Annotated in this window: 14 protein-coding genes and 3 pseudogenes; 5 read left to right on the top strand and 12 right to left on the bottom strand. The window is 31.6% G+C overall.

Annotated features, from left to right (window positions below; genetic code table 11):
• Window positions 1-200 precede the first annotated feature (200 nt).
• The 8 genes and pseudogenes from D1869_RS15620 to D1869_RS04185 form a co-directional block, all read right to left on the bottom strand.
• Window positions 201-335 (bottom strand): hypothetical protein, encoded by a 135-nt coding sequence (locus D1869_RS15620; protein WP_260311241.1) that lies wholly within the window; start codon window positions 333-335, stop codon window positions 201-203.
• 215 nt (window positions 336-550) lie between these two features.
• A pseudogene (locus tag D1869_RS15310) lies at window positions 551-679 on the bottom strand (RNA-guided endonuclease TnpB family protein); the annotation flags it as partial.
• A gap of 250 nt (window positions 680-929) precedes the next feature.
• Complete coding sequence (locus D1869_RS04160; protein ID WP_156014043.1) at window positions 930-1,244, bottom strand: nucleotidyltransferase domain-containing protein; 315 nt, start codon at window positions 1,242-1,244, stop codon at window positions 930-932.
• The gene (locus tag D1869_RS04165) at window positions 1,204-1,617 is read right to left on the bottom strand and encodes a HEPN domain-containing protein (protein WP_156014044.1); all 414 of its coding nucleotides are present in this window, start codon (window positions 1,615-1,617) and stop codon (window positions 1,204-1,206) included. Before D1869_RS04165 ends, D1869_RS04160 begins: the two co-directional genes overlap by 41 nt.
• Before the next feature lie 717 nt (window positions 1,618-2,334).
• Window positions 2,335-3,021, bottom strand: a complete 687-nt coding sequence (locus tag D1869_RS04170; protein ID WP_156014045.1) for a DUF1614 domain-containing protein — start codon at window positions 3,019-3,021, stop codon at window positions 2,335-2,337.
• A 421-nt stretch (window positions 3,022-3,442) separates the two neighbouring features.
• Window positions 3,443-4,543, bottom strand: coding sequence for a hypothetical protein (locus D1869_RS04175; RefSeq protein WP_156014046.1), 1,101 nt, complete (start codon window positions 4,541-4,543; stop codon window positions 3,443-3,445).
• Between the two features lie 21 nt (window positions 4,544-4,564).
• The gene (locus tag D1869_RS04180; RefSeq protein WP_156014047.1) at window positions 4,565-4,903 is read right to left on the bottom strand and encodes a hypothetical protein; all 339 of its coding nucleotides are present in this window, start codon (window positions 4,901-4,903) and stop codon (window positions 4,565-4,567) included.
• 421 nt (window positions 4,904-5,324) lie between these two features.
• A complete protein-coding gene (locus tag D1869_RS04185) occupies window positions 5,325-5,945 on the bottom strand; it encodes a hypothetical protein (protein WP_156014048.1) in 621 nt (206 codons plus the stop codon).
• 161 nt (window positions 5,946-6,106) lie between these two features.
• Between D1869_RS04185 and D1869_RS04190 the strand changes: the two genes are divergently transcribed.
• The 3 genes from D1869_RS04190 to D1869_RS04200 all read left to right on the top strand — a co-directional run bounded on the left by D1869_RS04190 (window position 6,107) and on the right by D1869_RS04200 (window position 7,975).
• Window positions 6,107-6,490 carry a hypothetical protein gene (locus D1869_RS04190; protein WP_156014049.1) on the top strand — a complete coding sequence of 128 codons (384 nt, stop codon included), beginning with the start codon at window positions 6,107-6,109 and terminating at the stop codon, window positions 6,488-6,490.
• Between the two features lie 224 nt (window positions 6,491-6,714).
• On the top strand, window positions 6,715-7,563 hold the full coding sequence (locus D1869_RS04195) for a hypothetical protein (RefSeq protein ID WP_156014050.1): 849 nt from the start codon (window positions 6,715-6,717) through the stop codon (window positions 7,561-7,563).
• Window positions 7,556-7,975, top strand: a complete 420-nt coding sequence (locus D1869_RS04200; RefSeq protein ID WP_156014051.1) for a hypothetical protein — start codon at window positions 7,556-7,558, stop codon at window positions 7,973-7,975. Before D1869_RS04195 ends, D1869_RS04200 begins: the two co-directional genes overlap by 8 nt.
• On the opposite strand, the gene D1869_RS04205 is transcribed toward D1869_RS04200, so the two are convergent.
• Both D1869_RS04205 and D1869_RS04210 read right to left on the bottom strand, forming a co-directional pair.
• Entirely contained in the window at window positions 7,941-8,207 is a 267-nt protein-coding gene (locus tag D1869_RS04205; RefSeq protein WP_156014052.1) for a hypothetical protein, read from the bottom strand. The two genes, D1869_RS04200 and D1869_RS04205, sit on opposite strands and share 35 nt — an antisense overlap.
• Window positions 8,208-8,776: 569 nt before the next feature.
• On the bottom strand, window positions 8,777-9,049 hold the full coding sequence (locus D1869_RS04210; protein ID WP_231113699.1) for a hypothetical protein: 273 nt from the start codon (window positions 9,047-9,049) through the stop codon (window positions 8,777-8,779).
• 226 nt (window positions 9,050-9,275) lie between these two features.
• On the opposite strand from D1869_RS04210, the pseudogene D1869_RS04215 reads away from it, so the two are divergent.
• Window positions 9,276-10,220: pseudogene (locus tag D1869_RS04215) on the top strand (IS110 family RNA-guided transposase).
• Window positions 10,221-10,283: 63 nt separating this feature from the next.
• Here the strand turns inward: D1869_RS04215 and D1869_RS15315 are convergent.
• Window positions 10,284-10,527: pseudogene (locus D1869_RS15315) on the bottom strand (hypothetical protein).
• Here D1869_RS15315 and D1869_RS04220 point away from each other — a divergent pair.
• Complete coding sequence (locus D1869_RS04220) at window positions 10,473-10,652, top strand: hypothetical protein (protein ID WP_156014053.1); 180 nt, start codon at window positions 10,473-10,475, stop codon at window positions 10,650-10,652. The pseudogene D1869_RS15315 and the gene D1869_RS04220 sit on opposite strands and share 55 nt — an antisense overlap.
• 180 nt (window positions 10,653-10,832) lie before the next feature.
• Here the strand turns inward: D1869_RS04220 and cyp119 are convergent, their stop codons facing one another.
• Entirely contained in the window at window positions 10,833-11,942 is a 1,110-nt protein-coding gene (cyp119, locus tag D1869_RS04225; protein ID WP_156014054.1) for a cytochrome P450 Cyp119, read from the bottom strand.
• Window positions 11,943-11,973 lie beyond the last annotated feature (31 nt).

Genomic DNA, 11,973 nt, shown 5'->3' on the forward strand with positions numbered 1-11,973 from the left:
AGGAAAAATAGTTTTTATGAGATAGAGATGAAGTAATATTTCCCAGAATCTGCAAGTATCATAAAAAAGACTATATATCAGTGAGGTTTATCGCACTAACGTATTTCATCGTAATATTTTCATAGAGTTTTTATTTCAAGAAAAGATAAAATTATATTGGTATCAAGAACATTCTTTTAATCTTCCCTATGAACTTTTTATTAACTCATCGATAAATCACGTATTCTTGCTATCCCGAATATTCCGTCTGCATGATTTTCATTTCTCTTATTTTCTATTAGATAATTTATCGCATCATAATAAGAAACTTTCCTCCCTAATTTCTTCTCTAGCATCATAGCGGTCTCAGTTAACTTCTTCTTAGGTTCTGTTTAACCTAGGCTATTTCATTAATTTTTATCTTTTTCGCTTAATATATACATTTTTCTTTATAGGTATTTTATGTTTTCGTAGAGCATTTCTATCATTCTTACTTATTTTGATCTGAGTTACGCCCTGTCTTGAAAGACTTTCCCCTCATCGATTCGGATTTACGTCTCTCATTTGAGGGTTAGAGACCCCCTCCATTCAAATCCACAACGGCAATAACATTACGATCATTCTCATAACCGCAAGAACACCTAGACTAACGATAACCAACCTCCCTCATCCCTTTACCACAATTAGGACATGAGTATGAAATTTATAGCTTAATAACGACACTATGAGTGTGTCCAACAATTTAAATTATTTGAAACTTATTCGTAGATCGACATCAAACCCGATGTTATTTAATAACTCTTAATTTAATAAAAATATTATTATCAAATTTTTAGCAAAAATCTCACGTTAAGTTAGGAAGACACTACTCACTTATTTCAGTAAATACTAATTTAACAAAATAGTTAGACACACTCCTTTCAAACACCACTAACTTTTTATTTTAAAAATTATTTCATGAACTCGTTAAAATCATCTATAATAACTAAATGAGGTGAAGAAAGAACGTTCTTAACTATCCAATAGTCTTTATTTTTATAGCAAACTAATTGATAATCCAGTTTTATTCCATTAAGTTCTTCACCAAATGAGTAAAGAATTTTTAATCCTTTTCTATCTAGGCAATTCTCACTAATTATTAAAATATCCAGATCACTAGCGGGATAATAATTTCCTTTAATCCTACTACCGTGGAGAATTATAGCTATCTTTCCAAATATTGGTCTAATCTTTTCCGCTAATTGAATGAAGAAGATCCTCTCCAAATTTTATCACCATTAATGCAGTATTTAAACACTCCTCTGCATCTTGTCTATTATATGTATAAGATAGATTATATCTTGAAACTAAGTATTCATTACTTATATCTTTTAGTTTCTCCCTATTATTCCTTATAAAATCTTCAATAATTTCAAGATCCTTTCTTTTTAACCTTATATAGCTTAAAATTTCCCTAATGTCATGAACTATGGAAAAACTCCCAACTAATGAAATACTAACTCCTTTAATATATAATTCAGCTGAAAGGCTAGAAAGGAAACAAGCTTCAGAGTAAAAATCTTTTTCAAGCGAAATCTTAGCTAATTCTAAGTATCTCTTGGCCTTCTCCATTAATTCGTTAGCTTCACTGGAAACCATAAGATAAGGTTATTGAGCAAGAATATAAATAACGAGGAAGTAAATTATAATGTTTATCCGTCATGTAACTGAGTGTAGCTTCAATAATAAATCTTTCATTCATATTTCAAGAATAGTGCTAGCTGAGATTGCCACGTTACGTTGTCCAAGATGATAAAAATGGAGATTGATGAGTAATACTAACTCTCGTCCTCATTCCCCTTGTCTGCCTCCCCACGCCTAGGTTAGGGAATATGGGCACCCAACCGCGACGCTGAAGCCTCATTGAACCCGTCCTCCTCACATTGCTCCTCTGGTTCATCGTAGAGTTCTCTTCTACATGCTAATGTTAATGTAAAAGCTTATAAACTTTCGTAAAGGGAGAGCTAGAAATGTTAAATGATAACAAATGACACAAACTTCACGATTTATTAGGAACTGCTGACACGACAGTTTGTCCATAGTATCGTCATTTATGTATAAATTTATTAAGTGACTTTTTCTTCATGTAGGGTATGCTGTTAAATAAAGTATTATTATACGTTAAAACTTATAGAAATATAAATAACATAATGACGACCTATGCATCCACTTAATTTTCTCTAGTTACAAAATTTTCAAGATAATAGATGATTATTCTTTGAAATTATTTTTGTAAAGAACAAATTTGAGGTCTAGGGAGAAGTTAAATCAAATAAGAGATTAGATGATGAGACTATTGTCTAATTCTTGTTTATTTTATAGCAAATTTTCTAAATCAAAAGGAATATGAATTCCGAACATGTAAACTATAATAAAATTAACGGAAGTTGCAACAAAAGGAATCAAATATAATTGATCGAATCCCCCTAAGCCTCCAAATACTAGAACATTCTCTTCTCCACTGAAAGAAAGTCTTTTATCAAAACTCAGTATCATAGTCATGTCTATCTCCCTGGATTTAAATATATCTTGTAATAATAGTGCAATAAAAGAGGAGATGAAAGTATTCTGTACAACAATCTTTATATTAAATAAAAAAAGATTTATAAATATAAATAGGAAAGAGATAAAATAATTGGTCACTACACCAACTAATAAAGGCCCTTGTACAACCTTACTGAATTTATATGCTAGAGCTAAACTTAAAATTATAGAGAATAATAAAAGAAAAGTCTCCTTAGATATAAAAACTAATAATAGTAAAAAAGAGATTACTATCTCAGAAAATACAGAAAGATTTATCCCGCGGAACTTATCTATCTTCAAATAAAAGCCCGAGAGAAATGAGTTCGTTAAAGCTAAAGGAATTACCAATTTGTTAACATTATGATTGACAATAAAGCTTATAATAAAGAACAATGGAAGTGAGACAATCAGAGTAAACGAGAAGTTAAAGGCAAAAACGTCAAATCTGTATCGCTTAATAGCGAATCTATTCTTCATTTTTATATCCCCAGTTTATTATAAACTAAAACCTCTATAAAGCTTAAAACGACTAGGTAAATTAACCCCAAATATATAGCATTTTCATGAGAAAAAGTATACATTCTATAAAACTCTACGAATATGATACCATGGGTACTTTTTTCCTCCTCGCTATTTGAGTTTTGTGTGACTGTGTCTATAGTTATGGAAGGAATAATAGGAGGATATTTTACTCTATTGTTAATAATTAGGATTTTTTACATTTTCTACGAAGTAGATTATAATAAAAATTATACTACTAACAATTCTAATATTAATTATTGAAAATATTGAGATAAATGATAAGGAGCTATTTCCTAAGGGAGATATAAGAGCAAGTACTAAGAGTAAAAAGCTGATGAAAATAACATAGAAATAATTGTTAAGCTTGCTCATTTTTTCACCTTAAAAATTCATAAAGAAATAAAATGCATAACGATGATAAAAAAGTGACTAAAGCTATCATTAACCAAGCAACTAAACCTTTTTTCTTATTATTAGTTGAAAATATAGCGGTAATGTAAGCAAGTAGTACGAATAAGGCATACATTATTATATAGCCGAAGTCGAGAGAAGGATACTTTAATCTTGGTAATAGAAAAAGCTGAGGAATAGTTGAAATAAAAAGGTATTGTGCATAAGAGATCAAAAATTCTTCTTGCGATAATCCAAAGGATGTGAAAATTATTGAAGATAAAAATGTTATAATAGATAGAATTAATATATCTACACAGAATTTGTCCAAAAAGAGAAAAAAAGATATAAGATTAGGCTCAGATAAAAAGAATGCTGAGGAAGATATGAAAGAAAGTATAAGAATAAAAGACATTAGATGTAAGACATTTTTTAAATGAAGATTATTTAATACTGGTTCTGACATAAATTTACTGATAATAGAGTTTACTAATTTACTTTTTTCTCTCATGTAAATATAAATAAATATAAAAGTAAAACCTGCTATATAAGGAACTGTTAAAAGAAAAATTAGAAGATAAGAGTTATTATAAGGACTTGACTTAAAGTAATTTGAAACTTCATAATATGATATTCCGAGCAAGTATCCTCCAAGAATCAATAGCATGTACTTTCTTATTTTCTCGAACTTAAATAAGTTATTCTTAACTTTCTGCCGTATTTCAGATATTTTCCAATAGTCTACATAGTCGTGCACGATTACAAAGGGTTTTATTGTATAGATCATTACAAAATCTACGTCTCTTCCAACATATTTTTTATCTCCAATGTAGTAGGAAAATCCATCTTCCTCTATCTTATATAGCTTTCTAGTAACTAATAAAGGCACTAAATAACCAATAATAAAGTAAGATATGAAAAAAATTATAATTTCCCAGAACTCATTATATGGAATGAGAGTCCCAACAGGAGCAATAATTAGTGGAATAAATCCTAACGTCATAATTAGAGCTGATAAATATCCATCTATCTGCTTGAAGCTTACAAATTCAGCCAAGTTTTGAATAAAAAAATTTTTATCTTGCATTTTTATTCCCCCCTTGATCAATTATGCAGTAGCTGTAATACCTCCAAGAATAAGAAGAGTTACTGGATCACTCATAGCTGCTCCAACAACAGCTCCTGCAATTATATCGGCAATTGATCCTCCATTAGCAGCAATTATACTGCCCCACTCATACATTATTGGAAATACATTGCTCCAAAAATAAGTTGCAGCTCCCCAAAATCCACCAGAATTACCTGTCAAATAGAAATATATTGCTTGTGTTAGCATAATACTGTTTATTGGGATTGCTACTAGGAAAAATGTCATTAGTAGGCTCGTTTTTATAGCTTTCTTAATGTCTATTTCTGTTTCTTCACTTCGAACTACAGTTGTTATCATAATTCTTTATTCTATGTTACATTTTAATATGCTATGACTTATTTCTTTCTTTAAAAAATTTTCATAATTTAAGACCTTTCTCCTTTATTTAAAAAACAATACATAAACATAACATATGCTAACTATTCTTTTAATTAGCAAATCTTTTTAAACAGTTTGCATAGTAAAGCTTAAAATTAAACATTGTAGATGTAGATAAAGTATCAGCGTTAATCTACTTACATATATATAAAAATGTAGTTAAAGTACAAGAATGTCTCTTAAATTACACAAGACACCTTTCCTATGTCAAGCAGAGGACCTTATCTTTTAAAGTATTAGAAAGTGTAAATAATAAATTAACAGTAAGAAAATAAGAGGCTTTATCTATGTTGAGTTAATAAAGATATTCACGCTTTACATTTCTTCAATAGTACTGAGGTTATTTAGGTAACATTATATCAAGCAAGAACGCCATCAACATGGCTACAATTGGCATCAAAACTAATAAGTCTCTTACTCCTAAACCTCCTATGATTCCCTCACGGTTACATCTTATACTTAATTTAAAATCAAGAAGTAAAGTTGGAATAAAAGTACTTATAAAAGCAAAATAATAAGAAAATTTATTAAATATTAAAAAATTAACTAGACCGGAAAACATTGAAATTAGTATTGAGTATTTTATCGAGTAACCTATACTATTCTTAAAATATAACCTATTCTCGATAAAGAATAATAAGGAGGAAAAAAGAAGTAGGAATAAATCATAATAAATTTGCAATAACTCCTTGTAAATTATAATAAGTAAGAAGATAGTCAAAGAAAGAGGAAAAAAGAACCCAGAGAGGTTAAAATAAACTCTATCGTAAATAAGAATGTCAATATAACTTCCTATTGCGAGAAGTAATGAGATAGTGAAAATCGTGATTAAGTTGATCTCCCTAATAATTAATATTAGAATTAATGCAGTTAAGAAGATGGAGAAAAGAAAGGATTCAATTGTGCTTAAGATATAAGTTGTAGTGTAATTAATCTTCCTAAATCTTATTCGCATAATCATATATGAATATAGTCAAATCATTTATATTCTTTTTCAAAATCAAATACCTTTTTATGAAAGTGTAAAAACCGAGTAATCCTCCCATAAGAGACTACAAATTGACTGAATATTATTAAAGAAAAAAATAAAAAGCTATAATTGATTAATATTATAGTGGTGTAATGTCGCAACAGATAACTATAAAGAGGAGAACTATAGTTCCAATGCTAAAAGCTATAGGTGTTTTAATGTTTGTAATGCTACTAGTTCCATTAGAAGCTAGTGTAACGGGGAGTATAATAGCAGGACATGCATTGTTTGACTATTCTCTTTCGCAAGGTAATTATTTTGGTGTAGGGGTAGCAGTTTACGGTATTGCTAACTGGTTTTATACTAATGTTTATATGCCTGGTATAGTAGCAGCTACGACGGGTACACTTACACCACTTTCGATGGCTCTTTTCCTTTCTGGAGGAGATCTCATAGAATTTTTTGCTTATGTAGCACTCTTAGCAGATCCATTTACTGCAGCAATTGTTATAGGAGGTTTTCTCGTTAGCATGTAGGATTAAGACGGTGACATAAAATGAATTCAAGCGATTTAATTTTTTTAATAATTCCGATTTACAATTTAGTTTCTTTCTTATATCTTATATCACGTACATTTCGTAATAAAAGGATAAGTTATGATGGGGGGTTATATAGTTTAAATAGTTTAAAAGGAATTTTTATTTTTTTACTAAGTTCTATAATATTATACATTATTTACCTTAAACTTAATGGGCTGGTTGTGGAATATTTACTTATAATAACATATTTCATATCCTTAGTTGTATCGGCTTTTGGTGATTATATTCTCACAAGTATAATGAAAATTGATATCGATAAATATGATTTTGTATATAACTTATTATATATTTTAACGAGTGTAACTAACTCAAATATATTTTATTTTGGACCTTTATTCTTCTACTATATTATTTATGTTAACCCTATTGGATTGAAAGATTTAGATAATTGGATGGCGTATTTGAGGAACACCTTAGGTTTACCAATACTTACAATAGTTTTTTTAGTCCTCGCCAACTTCGTTGCTTTTAGTATTTCTTATTTAGTAATTTTTCTTCCTAGGAATTTATTTCAGAGTGTTAGGAATGAGTATGGTGATGATGAGAATTATGTTGTTAAATCTTTGTTACCGTTTATAATCTTGATTACAATAAATTTTGGTATATTTTTAATTTCTGAACTAATATATAGTGGAATTACTATAGATAAGTTTGCCTTTATGTTATTATTAGGTAGGATCTTATTATTTATGATAATAATGGTGGGTATAACGTATTCAGCTTCACTTATAATGCGTACTTTTGGTTTTGAAGAGATGGACATAATAAAATCTTTGTTGTTATTTTTAATCCTAATTAATATAGTATATTTGATATTACCAATTACCATACTATATAAAATTGTTGCAATACCACTGTCATTATCATCGATTTTATTAGCTTATGTAATCTCACCACTCTTATTAAGGAAAAATTTAGGTAAGGCTTATCTATCTTACATCATTATTCTTATCGTGAGCATAATCTCTAATCTACTACTCATAACTATAGTAGGTGGTATACTTGAATAATATAGTAAGGAAATATCTCATAATTAGTTGTATAGCATTTCTGCTTTCAATACCTCCTTCATTTCTTTCACCATTAAAATTAAAAGTAAGATTTCTAGGATATGTAGATATTATAGTGATATTTGCATTAAATAGTATAGTATATTTACTTATTTATATTCTCGTAGAGCATATAAAAGTAGAAAGTGTTGCATTACTAGTTTCGTTTGTAGCTCTATTTTCTGAATTTTATATAGCATGGTCAGCAATTTTTGATAATTTGATGATGGGGTATTTTACCATATTCTTAGCCTTCATGGAATTTTATATTATGTTTAGATTTTCAAAAGAACTAATTAAGGGATTTATTGCATTATTTATTCTTGCGATAATAGAAGTTATAGTATACGATATATTTTACATTTTAATATAAAATAATAATCATAGTAACCTACCATTACTTTATCTCTAGATAGTCCGGCTGCGTTAACGAGATTTAACACACTATATTCTTCATTAAGTCCCTTATATTCCTCATTGTTAATTATTACTTTATCTTCACTCCTTTCAAGGTTTAAATCCTTCATTCTTAATATCTCTTTGGCAAACCTTTCTCTATGCACCTCAAGAAGGTAATAAAACTCGTCAGAGTTAATCTCAATCACTATGTTTCTCCGTTTGTCCCTACACTTTCATTTCACTCATTTTATCTTCAATGAGAGAGTGTAGGGACTTAGTCCTCAACCACTATGGGTCATGGGACTCCTTTGAGCCCAACGGCACGGGGCTCACATCTCCGTTATCTCCCTCACCCTTTTGGGCATAGCCCACATCGGTGTGAGAGATCATCTTTATCGGAAAAATTTTAACATTATCAAATATAAAAAGATTTTTATTAACGTGAAAAAGGATTCAGCCCATATATTAAAAGCAAACCTTTAGTTATCTTCTCGGTAGCTTGCTGTAGATCTTCGATTTTTCTACTTTTAAATCTTCTTAAGTACTCCTTGTCTCTTTTCCCTTCTCGTACCTCTTTTTCTACTTTAACTTCTATGCTATTTTTAGTTTCTACAGCTCTTTCTCAATTTACTAATCCGTCCTTTATATAATCTAGGAAAAATAACTTCTTATTTGATATTTATTTCCCTAAAATATCTTGTCTCTAATCACATAATTCGCAGTGTATTCTGGATACTTATTATAAACGTATCTGAGGAGATCGTTTAAAGGCATCTTAAGTTTTTTCCGTAACAAACATTTTAAACTCTTCATCCAGAATCTTAGTTTGAGCTTTTTCCGTTATCTTATAAATCTTCTTAAAACCCATCATAGCCCCAGTAACTGGATCCTCTACAACATATTCCTTAATTTCAATAAATCCTAATCTCTTTAATTTATAAACGTCATCTTGAAGCTCTTTACTAAAAGGACCGAAATAATAGGGAATAAAAGTATAGTCCAGTTCTAGTCCCAACTCTTTTTGACCAAGAAATACCGTCTTCTGCAACCTAATCGGAGTAACTGTAACGTTCAAATCTCTAGCTAAGCGTAGAATTTCGATGACCTGACTTCCTTATATAAAACATATTAGTCAGATCTGTGTAATACAGATCTGACTGGGGTGTAGGCCGTTGACTTCCTTGGGCTTGAAGCCCGTCGGGGAGCTTGGCCCGCCTCCAATTCGGACCGGAAGTTGGGCAAAAAGCCCGAATAAAACATAAGGGTGAGTATACATGGAGGCCCCAGTCGCAGGAATAGACGTATCAAAAGATAAATTAGTAGTATATTTCCAAGGCAAATACTACGAGTTTCCTAATGATAGGCAAGGTTATGAGGAGATAATTAAGATCTTGCCTAAGGGTTGTAAAGTGGGTATTGAAAGTACTGGAATTTACCACATTAACCTAGCAAAGTACTTGATGGGAGAGTATGACGTTAGGATTATTAATCCCTTCATACTCAAGAAGTTCAAGGATTTTAGGGGTAAGAAGAGTGATAAGAATGATGCTAAAAAGCTTGCTGAACTAGTTGTAAGTATGGGTAGTGAGTTTACAACAAGTGATGCTAGGGAGTTAACTAGCCAATGGGATTTTGTTACTAGGAGTATTGCTAGGGTTAAGAATAGGTTGAGGAGGGATTTGACACTTTTGGGCTATAAGGATAGTCTGTCCAAGAAGAACTTAGAGGAGGTTTTGAGGGGTGGGGATAGTATTGTCTTGGCTGAGGTTAGGTTTCTTTTGGAGGAGTTGGAGAGACTTGAGGTTAGGAAGAGGGAGATTGAGGAGAAACTTGAGGATCTTGTTCCCAAGGATAGTTTGATTTTCACCATTCCTGGTATTGGTAAAACCTTGGGTTGTATAATTTTGGGTTGGTGATATTAGGCGCTTTAGTGATAAGAAGAGGTTTGTTGCTTATTGCGGTCTTGACCCAGTTATTGAGTCTAGTGGTAAGAGTGTTGTTTCTAAGGGTATTTCTAAGAGGGGTGATGCTGTTTTGAGGAGAGCTTTCTATCTTGCAGCTTTAACTGCTATTAGGGTTAATCCTGTTATCAAGCGTTTTATGAAGAGCATAAGGGAAAGTTGAAGGGTAAGAAGTTGATTATTGCCTGTGCAAGGAAATTAGCTGTTATTACTTGGGCTGTGCTGTATTATAATAAACCATTTGATGCTAGCGAGTGATAAGGAGAGCCTTACTTTTCCATAAGTAGTGTGGACTATGCTCGATTTTTCATGGAAAGGTTTTTATACCGGAAGCTCCCCATCCTGGAAGGGTCGGGGGTTCCCTTCCAGAGGGTTCATCGTTCCCACCATCGATTCGGGATTACATCTCTCATTTGGTGGGCAGTCGGGTGGGGCAGAGACCCACCCCCAAAATTAGAGTAGGGGATCCGTCATCCATATTGTCCGAATCCCGTGAAAGAGAGAAGAGGAATGATAGTTGCCCCTCCCTCAGTCCCATCGAGCTGGGGAAGAGCGTCATTAACATCACTAAAAGATATCTCGATAAAGGGGTATATAAATATAAGGGGGATATCCATCTCCACCCTGAAGGGTGAAGCTTTCCGCCCCCTTAACCCCCATTTTGTAAAATTGTTTTTCTACCATATATAACTAGTTATACAAGTTAGCTTAATATATTTCTAAGATTATAGAGTCTTTCTCAAAGGATAGTTATGTGCCCAATCCTAGTTATGATTTGAGTAACAAAAAGATATGTTTTGTATTAACTAATCTCATTTTCTCTTCACATTTACTATGAAAAAGATTATACCTTGTTTGACTCTCATCTTGCTATGAATATACTTTTTCTACCCTCACCACTAACTTCCTATAACCGTTAAGAACTTCATTATCAATCTTCTCCTTTTTCACAATCTCCTTAACTTTAAACCTTTTAGCAAATTCCTCTAAAGCTATTCTAGCCTCTAACCTAGCTAATGGCGCTCCTAAACATAAATGTATTCCGGAACCGAAACTCAAATGAGGATTAGGAGTCCTATCTGGTATAAATGAATCTGGATCTTTAAACACTTCTTCATCTCTATTAGCAGAGGCTATCCAAACCCTAACCAACTCTCCCTCATCTATAACCTGATCACGTATCTTCACCTTCTCTTTCGTAACCCTTATTGTCCTCATAACTGGTGGAGAAAATCTTAACGCTTCTTCAACAGCCTTTAAAGCACCTTTTTCTCTAACATAACCCCAAGTATTATATAAAGTAAAGTCTTCGATTGCATTTCCTATTAAGTTAGTAGTTGTTTCATTACCCGCAATCATTAAAAGGATAAAATACCCTTCCTTCTCCAGTTCCGATAAGTTTGAATTAGCAATCCTTCCAGTTAAATCAACTATTTCTTTACCTTTTCTCGAATCTAACTCTTTCTTGGAGAAGGATATTAATTCTAGATATTTTCTTCCAATAGAAAATATCTCGTCAGCTCTACCTAATCTTAACGCTACTAAATCTGACCAATCTTTGACTTTTTTAACATCTGAACTTATCCCTAACATTTTAGAAATAACCAAGATTGGTAATGGAATCGCAAAAGATTCTATAACATCAAACTCTTTATCTAACTCAGACAGTAATTTTACAGTAACTTCTCTCACGAAATCTACTGGGAGGTTTGAGGGGTTAAAAGCATCTGCTGTTAAGCTCCTTAACTCATCATGAAGAGGAGGATCAGAAGTTAACATAGTATACCTAGTGGGAATGTCAAAGGAAACTTTACCACTCCTCAACATCTCAAGTTTATCGTTATAACCAGTTAAATTAGATGAAAACCTCTTATGATCGTTAAGCACCATTTTACAATCTTCATATTTGAATAAGTTCCACACCTTACCGTCATAGTAGACGGGGCTTTCTTTCCTCATTTGTTTAAACCAATCATACATAGTAATAATTGTGTGTTTATCCTAATAAATT

This window comes from Sulfurisphaera ohwakuensis (assembly GCF_009729055.1).
In the GTDB taxonomy this organism is placed as follows: Archaea; Thermoproteota; Thermoprotei_A; order Sulfolobales; family Sulfolobaceae; genus Sulfurisphaera; species Sulfurisphaera ohwakuensis.